Genomic DNA, 15,445 nt, shown 5'->3' with positions numbered 1-15,445 from the left:
TTGACACCGGCATGGAACTCACCGAAGCCCCCACCCCCGCTGTGCGCGCCCCCGGCGACCAGGGCGGTGACGACTGCCAGCACCAGTGCGGCGCCGACCTGGCCCGAGGTCTGCACCAGGCCCGAGGGCCCGGCTCGTCCGAGCCACTCGGCCGCACCGACAACGAGATCACCGAGGCGCTGCGAACCCGCCCCGGCATGGAGCAGCCCGGCATGGAGAGGGCCCAGCCCACCCGACACGCAGAAGACCCGACACAGGAAGGACCCCGCGCAAAGGGCCCGGCATGCGCGGCCCAGCATGGAGCGGCCCGGCATGCGCGGCCCGGTACGGAGAGGGTCGGCACGGAGAGGGTCCCGCCCGCAAAGGGCTCGACACGCAGAATGCTCAGCACGGAGGAGGCCCGACACGGGGGGGGAGGGCCAACATGCAAAGGGCCTTCCGTGCGAAGGGCCCGGCACGGACCCGGCCCGGCTGGTTGCCGGGGCAGGTTCGTGCCGGGCCGCCCCCGTCAGGGACCGTGCCGCGCGTCGGTCAGGCGTGCTTCGCCCGGTAACGGCTCAACAGCGGAACCAGATTCAGCACCAAGCCGACCACCGCAACACCACTGACCAAGTTGACACCGGCATGGAACTCACCGAAGCCCCCACCCCCGCTGTGCGCGCCCCCGGCGACCAGGGCGGTGACGACTGCCAGCACCAGTGCGGCGCCGACCTGGCCCGAGGTCTGCACCAGGCCCGAGGCCAGGCCCTGCTCGGAGTCCTCGATGCCGTCCGTGGCCTGGGCCATGATCGCGCTGAAGCCGAAGGCGAACCCGCCGCCCAGCAGGATCATGGTCGGGAAGACGGTGAGCGCGTAGTGCGGGGCGTCACCGGCGGTGGCGATGAACCACACGTACCCGAGGCTGAGCGACAGCATGGAGCTGATGATCAGCCGCGGTGTCCCGTACCGGTCGATCAGGCGGCCCATGAACGGGGAGCCGAAGGCCACGATCAGCCCGATCGGCAGCAGCGCCATGGCCATCTTGAGCGGCGACCAGTGCAGAACGTCCTGCAAGTAGAGGGTCATCATGAACTGGAAGCTCAGGAACGACCCGAAGAGCGCGACGATGCTCAGGTTGGCGCGGATGATCGTCCCGCCCCGCAGGATGCCGAGCCGGATGAGCGGGTGGCGCACCTTGTTCTCGGTGATGACGAAACCGATCAGCAGGGCGGCCGCGAGCGCGAGCGACCCGAGCGTGACCGGGTCGAGCCAACCGCGGTCCGGCGCGGACACCACCGTGTAGACGGCCAGCAGCATGCCGCCCGTCAACGTGACGGCCCCGACGATGTCATGCCCGCCCTCGGTCGACGGCTTGTCCCGCGGGATCAGGGCGATGCCCGCGGCGAGAGCGATCAGGGCGAGCGGAACCGGCGTCAGGAACGTCCAGCGCCAGCCGAAGCTGGTGAGCAGCCCGCCCAGGATCAGCCCGGACGAGTAGCCGCTGGCACCGAAGACCGAGAAGACCGACAACGCCCGGTTGCGCGCGGGTCCCTCGTGGAACGTGGTGGTCAGGATGGACAGGGCGGTCGGCGCGGTGAATGCAGCCGCCAGGCCCTTGACGAAGCGGGTGACGATGAGCAGCGTGCCGTCGTCCACCAGGCCGCCCACCAACGACGCGATGGCGAACACGGCCAGCGCGGTGAGGAAGACCCGGCGACGGCCGAGCAGGTCAGCGGTGCGGCCGCCCAACAGCAGGAGGCCGCCGTAGCCGAGCACATAGCCGTTCACGATCCACTGCAGCGAGGTGGTGGAAAGTCCCAGCTCGGCACCGATCGAGGGCAGCGCAACGCCCACCATCGACACGTCGAGCCCGTCGAGGAACAACACGGCGCACAGCACCGCGAGCACTCCCCACAGCCGGGGAGTCCAGATCTGTTCGGCCGGAGCACCGGTCCCCGGCGCACGGACAGCTGAGGCAGGTGAGGTGTCGGTGATAGTCACGTCGGAGGACGATACATGCGTGTGCATCAAATGTCCACGCACTAAATTCTGAAGAATTTAATTCCTGCGCATCTGATGCGCGCGCATGCTAGGATGCGCGGCATGGAGACGAACGCTGCTCTGGTCGGTCAGTGGCGATCGTTGCTGACCTGCTATAACACGATCGCGTGTGATCTCGATCGCTCCCTGCAAGACGCCCACGGCCTCACCATGAGCGAGTTCGAGACCCTCGACCGGCTCGTCGAGACCGACTGTGAGAAGTGCCGCATGCAGGAGCTCGCCGTCGACATGTACCTCAGCCAGAGCGCCCTCTCCCGCACGGTCGCCCGCCTGGAGAAGCACGGCCTCGTCCAGCGCGTCCTGTGCGAATACGACCGCCGAGGCGTCTTCGTCGAGGTCACCGAGGCCGGACGCCGCCGCCACGCCGAGGCGAGCAAGACCCACCTCAAGGTTCTCGCCGCCCACCTCCCCGCCGAGGCTCTTGAGCCCGTCGGCTGAGTATCGGTTCCGACCGAATCGGCCCAGGTAGGCGGTTACCTGACCGCGACCGGCGCGAGTCCGCCGAATGGGATGCGCGTCACCCGCGGACGCTGCCGTCGAACTCGGAGACGCGGGAATCGCCGGGGACGATCTGGCCGAGGATCTGGCCCCGGCGTTGCTCCTTGTCGTAGACGGAGGCCGTGCTGTTGGTGTCGTTGCCGACCGCCAGAGGCGAGAAGGCGCCGGTGTAGCAGCCCGGAACGGGCGTTGGTGTATTCCCTACCGCTGATGTGGAGGGTGCCCCGGGCGGCCGGCGCCGGGGCGGCGCGACGCACCACGACGATCCTGGCCACCCTCACCACCGGCACGGCCGTGGCCCTGGGCACCATGATCGCCTTCGTGCGGTGGTTTGCTTCCGCGGCGGGGACGACGTTCCCCCGAAGGACCAGGACGACGAAGACCCGCAGAACAGTTCCAGGTCAGAACCCCGATGGCCTGATCATCGAGGTTCGGAGGCAGGCTCCGACCGGCCCGCCTGACCGCACTGGCCAGACTGGCGTGCCTCGCACTCGATGTGATCGCGGCAAGGGCGCCAGCGGACACGGCCGCTAGAAGACTCGCTCGATCGGAGCATGGGCCAAGATCAGCACCCGCCCAGCGCCGAGCAGAGCGGAGGGGCTCTCGGACTAGGGCGCTTCTTGTGAATCTTGTTCGTCGTGAGCGGTGTCCAGGTGGAGGAGGGAGCCAGCCCGGTGTTGGCCGGTGACCGACGACAACGCCGCAAGGTGCGGGCCTGGGCGCCGCGTAACAGAACGTAGATCCATAAGAAGGGCCCTAGCGGCCGGGGCCTCCGATCGGGGGGCCGTCCGGCCAGAGGGAGGCGAGGTCGGCGGGTGTCAGCGGGGCCGAGTAGGCGGCTTGCAGCACCTTGCGTCCCGTCCCAGGATCGGCTTCCGCGAGGTGGACGAACCAGTCGATACCGGCCGGATACGACCACAGGTACGTGCGTAGCTGAGGATGTCCCCGGTCGGTGAGGAGATCGGCGATCGTCGACTCCTTCCACCATGGGACGCGTTTTCGGGCATGATCGGCCAACTCCCGTAGCGGCACCCCGTCCTCAAGGCCGAGATGCAGCTCCGCGCGCACGAGCTGGATGTAGTGATCAAGCCGCACCCGCACCGTCAGGGCCTGGTCGTCCGGAGCGACGAAGAGCGGCAGCGCTTGGGCCAGCCCTTCCAGCAACACCTGCTGTAGCGCGTGGACGGACATCAACCGCACCCACGGCACGACGTCCTTCGCGGCCTCCGTCCAACTGGAGCTCTGCAGGCCGTGCCCGAGCACCTCGTGAAGCGCGAACCTCCGTGCGCCGACCTCCGTGAAGACGGCGTTGCGCATGTTCAACCGCATGCGGACCCGGTTGCCCGCACCGTCGAGCCAGTACGCCCAGTACGCGTCCACGTGCGCGGTTTCGATGTCGAGCTCGAACGGCGCCATGCTGCCCGTGGCCGCTCTGACCGCGGGCTCCAGCTCGTCGGTGGCCTTCCGGATGGCGTCGGGCGCATCGCCGAGGTCGAGGAGCCCTTCGGCCTCGTCCAGCTCGGCGACGGTCGCGGCGCCCCAGCCGATGCCCAGCCCGGCCACGGCCTCCCGCGCCTTCTCCCCCACCTCCAGGACGTGCTCCTCCGGCCATCCCGCCGTGCTACAGCCCTGCGTGACCTGCACGTACTCGTTCAGCGGCCGCCGCTCGCCGAGCAGGGCGCCCAGGTAGGCGAGGTCCGCGTCGAGCCGTTCGGCCAGACATCCGCCGACCCGCTCCCTGAGAGCGCTCAGCTGCCGGTAGACCCCAAGCCGGCTCTCCGCCGGCTCCGCCTGCCCGTCCACGGGACAGCAGTCAAAGTCGATCACCGGGGAACCCCCGCGCCGAACCTCGTACGCATGCCACGCCCGCAGGACGGTTTCCGCCTCGTCCCGCACCGCGCCGGTTTCCTGAAGTTCCACGACCACCCCAAGATCGAGTTCGCCTCGACCCTAACCCGCGGTCCCATCGGGCGCCCAGGAGCGATAATTCACAAAGTCAGACGGACGGCCCCGGCGATGACCGCTTCCGGGAGACCCCGCCCCCTTCCCTGACCTGCACGATCTTCCGCCCGCCCCGGCATCGCGCGGCGAGGGCGGTCAAAGGCTTGTCAATTTCACGTTCTCGATGAAACCGCCCGGCTTCATGAGCGGGCCAGCCTGTCCTTGGTCAGAGCCAGGGAAAGGGTGTCGCGCCTGTTCACCCTGAGCTTGCGGTAGACGCGGGTGAGATGCTGCTCCACGGTGCTGACCGAGATGTGGAGGCTCTGGGCGATCTGCCGGTTGGTGAATCCGCGCGAGGCCAGTTCCGCCACCCGCCGTTCGGCGTCCGACAACCGATCGAGAGTGGACGAACGCGGCTCCTGGGCCGGACCGCCGCCGGGCCACCGGGCCCAGGCGTGGAAGGAGGAGTCCTTGACGAGCACCGTGATTCCGGTGAAGTCGGCCTCGTCGAGGATTCCCACCCCGTGCCGTACCACCTCGTTGAAGACGGTCTCGGAGGTGATCAGCCCGAGATCGCAGTCCCGTTCCGCGAACGCGCGCTTGAACTCGGGCGCGTCCAGCATCCGAAACAGCATGATGAGCGCGTGGCCGCTCAATCCGTGCCCGTCAGCGAACACATGCCCGGCGTGTACGGCGATGCGCAGCCGGAGCTTGGCGGCCTCACTGGCGAACCGGTTGTGCGTGTGGAGGCCCTCGGCCATGAGCTCCGGAATTCGGGACAGCACGGTATCGGTCGACGTGTCAGGCGGGATGACGATGAGGACCCCGTCGCCCCGGTCTTCGAAATAGCTATGCTCCCGCAGCCCGTCACTCTTCCGAAGAGCCTCGTCAAGGACGATGTACATGCTCTTCCGGAGATGGGCCCCCAGCGCCTCGCTCCTGCTCCCGAAGCCTGCGATATCGACCGCTACCAGGGTGCGGAGCATGCTCGCACCCGCTGAGGGACCTGCTGCTCGGTCCGAAACCCGCTCCAGACCGGACGCGACAACGGTGCCGCCCACAATGGATCCCTGGGCCGGCTCCCGGCCCGCGAGCTTCGGAAGGTTGTCGGGTATCGGTTCCATTGCCCGCGGCGCGGAGTCCCGTGAGCCTCCGCGCCCGCCACCGGACCCGGACACCTCTTGAGCGGTCGGGGACGAAAGCGCGGACGCGGGGTCGGCAGTCGGCGGGGCCGACTCCGTGAGCTGGACCTTGCGCCACGCGGTCGTCCATCTCCGCAGGTCGTTCTCGTCCCCGCCGCACCCCTTGATGACCCCCTGCAGATAGGGCAGCAGCAGAAAGGGGCGCCGACCGCTCCCGTGAAGGATCTTGCTGACCGTCGAGTGGGAGAAGGCGCCCCCGGAACCTGCCGCGACCGCCCGGGCCGAGGGCCGGCCGGACCACGACCAGAATTCGCGCAGGAGCTCTCCGAGCTCGGCGGTGGTGGCGGCGGTCAGCGGGTCGGGTTTCATCTGATACCCGGCAACGTCGTCCACTACTGCTGGACGACGGTCGCCGGGCTCATGTGAGGACGTCTTGGTCATCGAACTCCGTCAGGACTTGCCGCCCGCGCGGTAGGCCACGACGTGCCCGCCGGCGGAGAGCGCGGCGAGAGCGACCGCACCGGCCGCTCCGGTGGCGGGATAGCTGCCCGCCGCGGCGGCCACGCTCGTGGTGAGCGCGGACGCGGTCGCGACGAGCGGACCGACCTTGAGCTTTCCTTCCACCTTGATAGTGAACTTCATTGTGTCGCCCCTCGGAAACTGGGATCCGGCCACTGGCGCGCGTTCCCCGGGGGCTCGCCGGTGAGGTCCGTCCGTCATCCTCGCCTCACGCACCACGAGAGCGCTCGCTGTAGACAGCGTCCCCTATAGGGGCAACCCCAGCAAGCCCCGGACGCGATTTTCCATCATCCCCACTGTGTGTTCGCCTTCGTACGGCCTCTGCCGTCTACTATTGTCTACCGACGTATAAGAACGTCCATCACCCTGGTTGCCTCTCGGTCACCGAACGCGTTTCGTCGGTGACGAACTCTCAGGTTGGTCTTTTCGGGCCGTGGCCGGCGACAGCCAGCTCCGCGCCGCCGTCTACGACGACCTTGACTTTGACGGCGCCGCCGTCCGGGCTGAAACTTCGCCGCGTTGTCCAGGACGGTCGAGACCAACCGCGTCAGACGAACGGGCACCCTGGTCACGACCGCCTCAGCCGTCTCGGCTTCGAAGACGATGCGCGGCCAGTTGGCGCGGCGGTCTCCACGGCGGCGAGCACCAGCTCGTCCAGGCGCACGTCCTCCAAGAGGGCAGACGGCTCCTTTGCCACAAGCGGGCCAGCTCGACCAGGTCGTTGGCCAGGCCGGTGGCCGAGCGGAGCTGCCCGTCGAGCGTGGTAACCGCCCGTTCGCGCTGCCGCGGGGTGATCCGGTCGCCATAGCCAAGGATGTCGATGTTGGTCCGGAGCGCGGTCAACGGGGTGCGCAGCTCGTGCGAGGCGTCGGCGACGAGCTGACGGCGCGCGGCGAGCGACCGTTCCAGCACGTCCGGCATGGTGTCGAACGACGCGGCGAGCCGGGCGACCGCGACCTCGTCGCGGCCGGTTCGCCGTCGGTGACCGGAAACTCCGACCTGCGCTGGGGATCGCCGGTCGCCGCGATGAGCTTCGCGGTGTCGGTCAGGCGGCGCACCCGGCCGAGCCCGGCGCGGGCGACCAGCCAGCCGCCGCCTGCGGCCAGCACGACACCCGCCACGCCCAGCGCGCCGAGCAGGGCCTTCAACCGCGCCACCGAGTTGGCGTAGGTCCGGGCCTCGATCGCCACCTGGAGAGCCGCTCTTGATCGGGACGGTCAGCGCCGGCCCCCGCGCGCCGTTCACCTCGACGTCGGAGGAGGCGGATCCCGATCGGCCCGCCGCGACCTCGGTTGCGTCGGCGGTGACCGGCGTGCTCGACTCTCCCATCGCCCCTGGCGGGTCCCGGCAGGGATCGTCTGCAAGCACACGCTGGTGCCGCGCAGCGAGCACGACATGGACGAGGTCCACGGCGTGGCGGCCGTCCGCGTCCGCAGGTCCGGGTCGTCCCGCCGGCTGTCCAGGTGCCTGCGCAGGCTGAGGTTCAGCTGCCCAGTCGAACTCGTGCCGGACCGCGACGAACACGCCGGCGGTCAGAGCGCCATCACCGCGGCCGTCGTCAGCGCCAGCCACGTGCGGAGCCGCGACCGTCGTCAGCGCCAGCCGCGTGTGGAGCCGCGACCGGCGCCATCGGACCGCCGCCGCTCACGCCTCGCCCAGCCGGTAGCCGAGCCCACGCGCCGTATGCACCGGCCTCGGTTCGCCGCCGCCTTCGAGCTTGCGGTGCAGGTAGCCGGTGTAGACCCCCAGCGAGTTGGACGAGGGCCCGAGCCCAGGCTCCACACCCGCTCTCCGATCTGCCCCGGCTCAGCGTCCGGCCCGGATGCTCCAGCAGGACCTCCAGCACGCTCCACTCGGTGAGTGTGAACTCGATCTTGCGCCCGCCGCGCCAGCCCGTCCGGGTCTCCGCGTCCACGGTGAGATCGGCGAACCCCGCGCCGGACCGGCCTGGACCTGCGCAGCAGCGCCCGCACCCGCGCCACCACGAGTTCCCCGAGGTCGAACGGCTTGCTCAGGTAGTCGTCGGCGCCCTCGTCCAAGCCCGCAATCCGGTCATTGACGGCGTCCTGCGGGGTGAGCACCAGCACCGGGGTCCGACCGCCGCGGGCCCGCACCGCACGGCAGACGGCCAGCCCGTCGGCCCCCCGGCATCGTCACATCGACGATCACCACGCCGGGATGCCAGGCAGCGGCCGCGCGCAGAGCCGCGTCGCCGTCGGCCTCGGCACGGACCTCGTACCCCTCGGCCAGCGCCTCCCGCACCTCCGCCTGATCGTCCACGACCAGGACGGCGCCCTCGTCCAACTCCACGTCACAGCCACGAACCAAGCGCCCCAGACTCATTTCTCCGCACCCCGGGCGCCACCTTGGCCGGGACGGCCTAATGCCGGTGCGCGGCCAGTTGATCGGCGTACACGCGTTCAGCAAGATCCAACCCTGGGCCGGGCCCAAGGTTGCACTCGGCCTTCACGTGGGATACGCCCTTGAGCATTCCCGCGTAGGTGGCGTAGTGCGCCCAGACCGAAGCCCCGCAGTCGGACGGCTCGCCCGGCAGGCAGTGCGGCACCGCGGCGCCCAGCACCGTCAAGGCTTCGCGCAGGGCGCGGGTCTCGCGCACCCATTCCTCCATCGTCCAGGACGAGTTGGGTCTCCAGTCCGCAAGCTGCTCCATATCCGCACCGTAGCCGGACCGTCACCGAACCCGCTGCCGTTCGACCGATCTCGCACCATGCCGCCGGCCCGCTCGGCGGATGGGCCACGCGCCCGGCGACCCATATCCGCAGCGGAATGCATCTTCTTCTTCGAATGACCACCCCGGCTGGCCCGCCAACAGACGAAACCGTTGCCCGGGTAGCCGCACACCGCCACCGAACGGCCACCGGCCAGGCACCCCCATGATCTTCGAGGACGGGACGAATCTGACGGGGTCCCGACGCCAGGCGTTCCCTGGCTGCGGCTCGCGCGGACATCCCCGCCGCGCCATCGCAGGCCCAGGTCAGGAGCAGTCCGGTCACCGTACGCATTTAGGAAGGGCGCCCACGGACCCCGACAGAGCCCGATATTAGACCGTTCTAAACGCAATCCGATTGATTGTCCCTTCCTGGCCGGAACCTTATCGTGGTGGCCCGGCGGCCCACCCCGGGGCCGTCCACGCCACGTATGACGGAAGTAGGCGAAGATGAGAAAGAACCGAAAACGGGCGAGGGCCTGGTTCCTGGCCCTGACCGCAGTCACCGCGCTGCTGGCCGGCGGCCTCGGCGGCCCGGCGAACGCCGCCGAGGGCACCGTGATCAACGCGGAGGCCCCCGGTACGGTCGACGGCCAGTACATCGTGGCCCTGAAGGGCTCGACGTCCCTCGCGCCCGGCGCCGCCGCCCCGGTGGCCGCCCAGGCGCGGGATCTGGTGCGCCACTACGGCGGCTCCGTCCAGAGCGTCTTCAGCGCCGTCCTGCGCGGCTTCGCCGCCGACATGACCGCTGAACAAGCCCGGCACCTGGCCGCGGACCCGGCGGTGCGATACGTCCAGAAGTCCGTGATGGTCCATACGGCCGGAGGCGGCAAACAGCCCAACCCCCCGTCCTGGGGTCTGGACCGTGTTGACGGCAAACAGGACCGCGAGTACGCCTACCCGGGCACCGGCGCCGGCGTCACCGTCTACGTCCTGGACACCGGAATCCGCATCAGCCACAAGACGTTCGAAGGCAGGGCGTCCCACGGCTACGACTTCGTCGAAAAGGACACCACCGCGCAGGACTGCCACGGCCACGGCACACACGTGGCGGGCACCGTGGGCGGCGCGCAATACGGCGTGGCCAAGGGCGTCAAGCTCGTCGCCGTACGAGTCCTGGACTGCGACGGCTATTCCCCCGACCGCTACGCCATCCAGGGCCTTGAGTGGGTGGCGAAAAACGCCCGCGGACCGTCCATCGGCAACATGAGCATCGGCTCCGACCCTCCCAACGCGGAGCCGCGGGCATTCAGCGACGCGACCAGGGCCGCCATCCGCGCGGGCATCCAGTTCTCGATCGCCGCCGGCAACGACTCCCGAAACGGCTGCGACGCCCCCGGCGACGTATCCGAAGCCGTCACGCTCGGGTCGACGGACGAAGGCGACTGGGTCTCCTTCTTCTCCAACTACGGCCGCTGCCTCGACCTGTTCGCGCCAGGCAACGACATCACCTCGGCCGACTACGAATCCGACACCGGCACAGCGGTGATGGGCGGCACGTCAATGGCAACGCCGCACGCGGCCGGAGCGCTCGCGCTCTATCTGGAGAACCACCCGACCGCGACCCCCCAGGAATCGCGAAACGCAGTGGTCAAGGCAGCGCAGCCCGGCGTCATCTCCAACCCGGGAAGCGGCTCCCCGAACCTGCTCCTGAACGTCACCGCACTAGGCGCCCCCGCCAAGCACCAATAGGACGATCCAGGTCGTCCTCGACCCCCCGCCCCCGGCCATGAACAACAGCGCCTAGAACAGACGTGGCCCACAATCAACAAACACAATCCTGACGCGCGCCTAACCAGAAAACGCGTCACCCAAGAGGCCCATCGCAAACCCGCGATGGGCCTCTTACCAAACACCAGCCGTCCAACCCGAAACCCAATCCACCACAAGCCTCCCGAACAAGCTCGGCCCCCGGGCCTACCCCAAACAAAGGGCACCCATGACCAAATCGAAATCATCCTTAGCCCCCGTCATGACAACCGGCCGACCTCCATGATCGACACTTCTACGCCCCCATCCCCGGAGCCCCGCTTCGGGCACGTCCAACCTTCTGGGCCCTGCGCACCCGCTGATCAGGCGACGACCGAGGCGACGAAGGCGTCCAGGTTCGCCCTGATGCGGGCGACCTTCTCCTCAAGGGGGACACCGTCGTCGTGGCCGTCGCCCAGCAGAGTCTGCTTTCTGCCCCGCACGTAAAGGGAACAGGCCAGGTCGGCGCACAGGTACTGCCCGACGGTGTTGCCCCGCTTGCCGGCCTCTCCGCTGCGTCGCGCACTCATCAACGCGACACCGCCGCCTGTGTGCACGGTCTGGCAGAACGAGCACAAGCTGGTCGAGTTGAACCCGCGTGCCTTACCGGGCGCGGACGCGAATCGCAGCGCGATCCCGGCGAGCCGGTCGCTCGTCTCGGCGACAAGGTAGGCGCGGTCGGGGGCCTTGGGATCCCGCCAGCCGAGAAAGTCAAGGTCGTCCCAGGATGACTGCGCGAAGTCCTTGGGAAGGTTGAGGCGCGTGGCGTCGCCCTTGGAGCAGTTGACGAAGCATGACCGCAGATCGCGTTCGGTAATCGCTCGCATGGGGTGCGAGCCTAGGTTCGCGTCCGTGGCACGGGCAAAGGTTTATCGGGCTGGCGACCTTAGGAGTAGTCGGCGCCGTCGCTTGGCGGTTCAAAAGCCGCCCGCGTGCGGGCGCCCTTGAAAGGTATCGAAAGCCCCCACCCAGCGGGCTGTCTGGGCCGTGACGTGCGCTGTTATGGCACGATTGTGGTCAGGGCTCGGCGGCTAGCGCGCGTCGGCGCCGGTTGCCGCGTAGGCGCCCGACTCGCATCGTCTCTCGGGGTGGTCAGGTCACGGGCGGCCACCTCCCCTGCTCAAGCCTGGCCCCCGCCTGGCCCCTCGTCAGGCTCCTTTGCCGACCACGGGGCGGCGGGAAGCTGGCGAGCATGCCGGACGGACCGTCCGGGCTCAAAGACCGCTCACGAGGGAATCACGTGCGCACCCTGAGGAACCGGCGCTGCATCGGCTCCGGGACGAGTTCAGCGGACACCGAACTGAACGCCCGTGACCGCCCTGCGGGAGCACCGTAAGGCCCAGGCGGCGGACAAGCTCCTCACCGGAGGCAAGTGGCGCGGCGGGGAAGACGGCTACATGTTGGCGACCGGATGGGGTGACCCGATCCATTCCGACTCGGTCGGCTGGCTGATGACCAAGACCATTCGGGTCTACAACGCACCCAACGAAGGGCCACCGTTCCCCATGCTCGGGTGCACGACCTCCGGCACATCCGCGCGACGACACTTCTCCTGACGGGCGTCCCCGTCCACGTGCCCGCCGCGCGGCTCGGGCACGCTGACCCAGCGATCACGCTTCGGGTCTACGCGCACGTAACTCGATCGGCCGAGGTGGCTGGGGTGAACGTGTTCGCGCGAGTCATGGACGAGGCGGCTTAGAGCCTGCTGTTAGCAAAGCCCCCTCGCGGAGAGCGCAAGGGGGCTTTGACGTGGAGCCGCCTATCGGAATCGAACCGATGACCTATTCATTACGAGCGAGGTCCTGCTAGCAGCATTATGGCTCAGAGCAGTGGAAGCGCGTCGTCAGCGTCCGTCAATGTCCGCAGGAGGACGCTTATGTCGTCAGGCAACTAGTCAGTCTGCGCTCGTGGCTTCACTTAACCAGAGGCGGACACTCGCACCCCGACTTCCGAGCGCTTTACATCGAGATATACAGCGGCCAGTGTGCGACCCCAAGCGCTTGCATCATATCGTCGCGTCCGACTCGCACCACCCAAGTCAAAGCTCACTTAACTTTCGAAGCAGACTGCTTTCGGCGAGCATCAATGAACATAGGCTTGATGCTGACATTGAACTCCACTGAAGTGGCCGCCGCGAGGTCTCTCACCTCGCGTTGAAATTCCCGATCGAAATGATCATCCTCGAAGCAGATGCATACAAATAGCGCATACCGCAGATCTTCCGACTTTAGATACTGCACGGTTTGCTTGTTGAGGCCATGCCAGAATTTGGAATTGTTGGCGAGTTTCATCTCAATCAGAGCGCGCGCATCCCAGTTCTGCACAAACTTAAAATCTACTGGACCGCGTCCCGCATTCGCCTCAGAAGTCAGGTCGATTTTGTTTGCACGGCAATACTGAGCGGCCGCAAATCGAAAAAGGGACTGACAGGCACTTTCGGGACGAAACTTATTCTTATCCCACAGAAGTCGCCAGGCGTCGGATTGCTCGATGCCGTGCGCATAAGCTGCCACAAGAGCCTCAATGAATTTGTGAAACTCATCCGGTTTGGCAGGCGTGAACGACAGGGGGTTATCAGTTGCGAGAGCCGTCCCTAGCTCATAGGTGCTTGTGCGCAACAGCGGGTCGTTTTCAATATCATATGGAACCTTTTCATGCGTCTCACATTCCCTCATGAAGGTCTTGACGAGCTCAGGATTCTGACTCGCCATTTTGGCCTTCATTGCAGCTGGCACACGCCACGCGAGGTCGTAATTGAAGTTAGCTCGAAGCGCCTCGGGCTCCTGACGCCATGCCCAGTCCCAGAAGTCATCAACGTTTACGGTCAAAAGTGCGCGAAGAAATCTACCTGGCACAAGTAGAACCGCGGACCCGGTATACGGATTGCGTGGCAACTCAACGACCTCGTCGCGCCACTTCGCATTCTGGTTATCCCAGGAAGAGTGTCGTACTCGAATTCTCTCCATCTTAACTGAATGGCACCTTGCAACATTTTGCGTATACTGAATGAAGTAGGATTTCAAGATATTGCAGACCATGTCGCTAATTCTGTCTAGACCCATGCCTTCCTGAAAAAGCACCAACTCTTCGACGTGTTCGACAGACTCAATATTATGTTGGACTGCGATACTTGCACTTCTCAGCATGGGCTCTTGGAGCCCCTTCCCAGAGCCAGCCCCACGCGGGCTACCTTCGGTGACTCCTAGGCAAAATTCGTCAGGTTCCGGAAAGAGTAGAAGCGATTTCGCTTTCCCCCAAGACGGAGACTTCTTATTCCCTTTGGCCGCTTTCACCATCTTTAGAACCATTACAAAAAAATCGATCATATCATCATGAGCTTGCGCCCAAAAATCGTCCGCGTCGTCGTAAATCATAAAGGGATCGACGCAAAGATTTGTATCTGCAAGCAGAAGTGGGTCGAACCAATCATCGTCATCAGTTCGGGTTATCCCATAGGTCTCACTAAAGCGCACTAGCCCTCCCTTGCTCTACAGTACTCCGTGGAGGATCTCATATTCGACGTGCGGAGTCACCCCGCCCAGAGACTTCTGGCCACAACTGGCACCGAACTGACCCGGCGTCGCTATCGAAGCTATAGCGACCTCCAAGCGCTTACCCCGAAGCAGGTGAAGGACTCCCAGGCATGGTGCTGTCACTGAAGCCAGTGGAATTGGTTGACTTAGAGCGTGTCTCATGTGGGATTGTGGGTGGCTTGCGGGATAATGCGGGATTGTGTCGTCGGATCTTGCGTTGCGGCTGGTGCCGGATGAGTTGTGGAAGCTGGTCGAGCCGTTGGTCCCGGGGTTTGCGCCTCGGCGGCAGGGGGGTGGGACGGCTGGGGTGTAGGATCGGGCGGTGTTCACCGCGATCGTGTACGTGCTGACCAGCGGGTGCGCCTGGCGGCATCTGCCGGGTGAGTTCGGGGTGAGCGTGCCGACCGCGCATCGCCGGTTCACCGCTTGGACCAAGGCGGGGCTGTGGCCGCGGCTGCACCATGCGGTGCTGGACGAGCTGGGTGCCCGCGGGCAGGTGGACTGGGCGTCGGCGATCGTGGACGCCGCCGCCGTCCGCGCGAAGAAGGGGGCACGCTGACCGGCCCCAACCCGGTCGATCGCGGCAAGAAGGGAAGCAAACTCCACGTGCTGTCCGACGCCGCCGGGCTGCCTCTTGTGGTCGGTGTCTCGGCCGCCAGCCTGCACGACAGCCAGGCCCTCAAGCCGCTGCTGATGGCGTTACTGGCGATCCGGTCCCGGCGCGGCCCGCGCCGCCGGCGGCCGGTCAAGCTCCGCGCGGACAAGGCATATCACTCCGCCGAGTAGCTGAGCTGGTTGCGCGGACGCGGGATCACACCGCGGATCGCCCGGCCCGGCATCGAGTCCGGCGAACGTCTCGGACGCCACCGCTGGAAGATCGAACGAACCCTGGCCTGGCTGTTCGGCTACCGGCGCCTGACCATCCGCTATGAACGCCACAGCCACCTGTTCACCGCCTTCCTCACCCTCGCAGCCGCCATCACCTGCTACAAGAAACTCGCCCAACTATCCACATGAGACAAGCTCTTAGAAGATAGGCATCAGATAAAGCTGTTGACATCGCTTGCCACTCTAAGCCAACAAAACCACTCCAGCGCACCGCAGCATCCGTTGGACGACAGTCCATTCTAAGGCGCGCAGCCAGAGAGGGCTGATGCCTTATTTATCTCATTGAAGTGATCTCACTGGGTTCTTTGGAGGTGGTCGTGTTCGAAGTGGGTGAGGACGAGCGCGGCGCGGGTGATGTCGCCGATTCTGCTGGGGCTGACGGTGATGTGCCGCAGGGTGCGCCAGCG

The 15,445-nt window shown here is 66.7% G+C and carries 16 protein-coding genes and 1 pseudogene; 6 read left to right on the top strand and 11 right to left on the bottom strand.

Translation table 11 applies throughout. The annotated features are described in order from the left end of the window. Both E1298_RS31610 and E1298_RS31605 read right to left on the bottom strand, forming a co-directional pair. A partial coding sequence (locus E1298_RS31610; RefSeq protein WP_207944949.1) for a hypothetical protein occupies positions 1–239 on the bottom strand: 239 nt, incomplete at its 3' end. 292 nt (positions 240–531) lie between these two features. After that, positions 532–1,980 carry an MFS transporter gene (locus E1298_RS31605; protein ID WP_243725927.1) on the bottom strand — a complete coding sequence of 483 codons (1,449 nt, stop codon included), beginning with the start codon at positions 1,978–1,980 and terminating at the stop codon, positions 532–534. Positions 1,981–2,082: 102 nt separating this feature from the next. Between E1298_RS31605 and E1298_RS31600 the strand changes: the two genes are divergently transcribed. Beyond that, on the top strand, positions 2,083–2,478 hold the full coding sequence (locus tag E1298_RS31600) for a MarR family winged helix-turn-helix transcriptional regulator (RefSeq protein WP_131899772.1): 396 nt from the start codon (positions 2,083–2,085) through the stop codon (positions 2,476–2,478). 816 nt (positions 2,479–3,294) lie between these two features. Here the strand turns inward: E1298_RS31600 and E1298_RS31595 are convergent. The 4 genes from E1298_RS31595 to E1298_RS49715 all read right to left on the bottom strand — a co-directional run bounded on the left by E1298_RS31595 (position 3,295) and on the right by E1298_RS49715 (position 7,052). Then, positions 3,295–4,458, bottom strand: a complete 1,164-nt coding sequence (locus tag E1298_RS31595) for a hypothetical protein (protein WP_243725926.1) — start codon at positions 4,456–4,458, stop codon at positions 3,295–3,297. 221 nt (positions 4,459–4,679) lie between these two features. Next, positions 4,680–6,062, bottom strand: a complete 1,383-nt coding sequence (locus E1298_RS31590; RefSeq protein WP_131899770.1) for a LuxR C-terminal-related transcriptional regulator — start codon at positions 6,060–6,062, stop codon at positions 4,680–4,682. A gap of 9 nt (positions 6,063–6,071) precedes the next feature. Then, positions 6,072–6,263, bottom strand: coding sequence for a hypothetical protein (locus E1298_RS31585; RefSeq protein WP_131899768.1), 192 nt, complete (start codon positions 6,261–6,263; stop codon positions 6,072–6,074). Positions 6,264–6,719: 456 nt separating this feature from the next. Continuing rightward, entirely contained in the window at positions 6,720–7,052 is a 333-nt protein-coding gene (locus tag E1298_RS49715) for a histidine kinase dimerization/phospho-acceptor domain-containing protein (protein WP_207944948.1), read from the bottom strand. Between the two features lie 69 nt (positions 7,053–7,121). On the opposite strand from E1298_RS49715, the gene E1298_RS49710 reads away from it, so the two are divergent. Beyond that, positions 7,122–7,310 (top strand): hypothetical protein, encoded by a 189-nt coding sequence (locus E1298_RS49710; RefSeq protein ID WP_207944947.1) that lies wholly within the window; start codon positions 7,122–7,124, stop codon positions 7,308–7,310. A 422-nt stretch (positions 7,311–7,732) separates the two neighbouring features. On the opposite strand, the gene E1298_RS50665 is transcribed toward E1298_RS49710, so the two are convergent. Genes E1298_RS50665 through E1298_RS31570 form a run of 3 tightly spaced genes read right to left on the bottom strand, consistent with a single transcriptional unit; the run spans position 7,733 to position 8,811 of the window. Beyond that, the gene (locus E1298_RS50665; protein ID WP_243725925.1) at positions 7,733–8,227 is read right to left on the bottom strand and encodes a hypothetical protein; all 495 of its coding nucleotides are present in this window, start codon (positions 8,225–8,227) and stop codon (positions 7,733–7,735) included. Then, a complete protein-coding gene (locus E1298_RS50660) occupies positions 8,193–8,483 on the bottom strand; it encodes a response regulator (RefSeq protein WP_243725924.1) in 291 nt (96 codons plus the stop codon). The genes E1298_RS50665 and E1298_RS50660 overlap by 35 nt, the downstream gene beginning before the upstream one ends. A 37-nt stretch (positions 8,484–8,520) precedes the next feature. Beyond that, positions 8,521–8,811, bottom strand: coding sequence for a hypothetical protein (locus tag E1298_RS31570; protein ID WP_131899764.1), 291 nt, complete (start codon positions 8,809–8,811; stop codon positions 8,521–8,523). A 507-nt stretch (positions 8,812–9,318) separates the two neighbouring features. Between E1298_RS31570 and E1298_RS31565 the strand changes: the two genes are divergently transcribed. Further along, a complete protein-coding gene (locus E1298_RS31565) occupies positions 9,319–10,560 on the top strand; it encodes a S8 family peptidase (RefSeq protein WP_131899762.1) in 1,242 nt (413 codons plus the stop codon). Positions 10,561–10,940: 380 nt separating this feature from the next. Here E1298_RS31565 and E1298_RS31560 read toward each other — a convergent pair whose 3' ends face one another. Further along, positions 10,941–11,444 (bottom strand): FBP domain-containing protein, encoded by a 504-nt coding sequence (locus E1298_RS31560; protein ID WP_131899760.1) that lies wholly within the window; start codon positions 11,442–11,444, stop codon positions 10,941–10,943. Positions 11,445–11,927: 483 nt separating this feature from the next. On the opposite strand from E1298_RS31560, the gene E1298_RS31555 reads away from it, so the two are divergent. Together E1298_RS31555 and E1298_RS51915 are read left to right on the top strand one after the other, a co-directional pair. Beyond that, positions 11,928–12,173 (top strand): hypothetical protein, encoded by a 246-nt coding sequence (locus E1298_RS31555; protein ID WP_131899758.1) that lies wholly within the window; start codon positions 11,928–11,930, stop codon positions 12,171–12,173. Beyond that, positions 12,131–12,316, top strand: coding sequence for a tyrosine-type recombinase/integrase (locus tag E1298_RS51915; RefSeq protein ID WP_207944946.1), 186 nt, complete (start codon positions 12,131–12,133; stop codon positions 12,314–12,316). The genes E1298_RS31555 and E1298_RS51915 overlap by 43 nt, the downstream gene beginning before the upstream one ends. A gap of 346 nt (positions 12,317–12,662) precedes the next feature. Here the strand turns inward: E1298_RS51915 and E1298_RS31545 are convergent, their stop codons facing one another. Continuing rightward, positions 12,663–14,090 carry a hypothetical protein gene (locus tag E1298_RS31545; RefSeq protein ID WP_131899756.1) on the bottom strand — a complete coding sequence of 476 codons (1,428 nt, stop codon included), beginning with the start codon at positions 14,088–14,090 and terminating at the stop codon, positions 12,663–12,665. A 259-nt stretch (positions 14,091–14,349) separates the two neighbouring features. Between E1298_RS31545 and E1298_RS31540 the strand changes: the two are divergent. Beyond that, a pseudogene (locus E1298_RS31540) lies at positions 14,350–15,167 on the top strand (IS5 family transposase). Positions 15,168–15,445 lie beyond the last annotated feature (278 nt).

Source organism: Actinomadura rubrisoli, from assembly GCF_004349215.1.
Lineage (GTDB): Bacteria > Actinomycetota > Actinomycetes > Streptosporangiales > Streptosporangiaceae > Spirillospora > Spirillospora rubrisoli.
The sequence above is the reverse complement of the archived record's forward strand: the minus strand, read 5'-3'. Positions and strand labels throughout refer to the sequence as shown.

What these genes read in the sequence shown, in the direction of transcription:
- E1298_RS31600 (WP_131899772.1), top strand. Translation starts at nt 2,083, where the DNA reads ATGGAGACGAACGCTGCTCTGGTCGGTCAGTGGCGATCGTTGCTGACC.
- E1298_RS31590 (WP_131899770.1), bottom strand. Translation starts at nt 6,062, where the DNA reads ATGACCAAGACGTCCTCACATGAGCCCGGCGACCGTCGTCCAGCAGTA.
- E1298_RS31585 (WP_131899768.1), bottom strand. Translation starts at nt 6,263, where the DNA reads ATGAAGTTCACTATCAAGGTGGAAGGAAAGCTCAAGGTCGGTCCGCTC.
- E1298_RS50660 (WP_243725924.1), bottom strand. Translation starts at nt 8,483, where the DNA reads ATGAGTCTGGGGCGCTTGGTTCGTGGCTGTGACGTGGAGTTGGACGAG.
- E1298_RS31570 (WP_131899764.1), bottom strand. Translation starts at nt 8,811, where the DNA reads ATGGAGCAGCTTGCGGACTGGAGACCCAACTCGTCCTGGACGATGGAG.
- E1298_RS31565 (WP_131899762.1), top strand. Translation starts at nt 9,319, where the DNA reads ATGAGAAAGAACCGAAAACGGGCGAGGGCCTGGTTCCTGGCCCTGACC.
- E1298_RS31560 (WP_131899760.1), bottom strand. Translation starts at nt 11,444, where the DNA reads ATGCGAGCGATTACCGAACGCGATCTGCGGTCATGCTTCGTCAACTGC.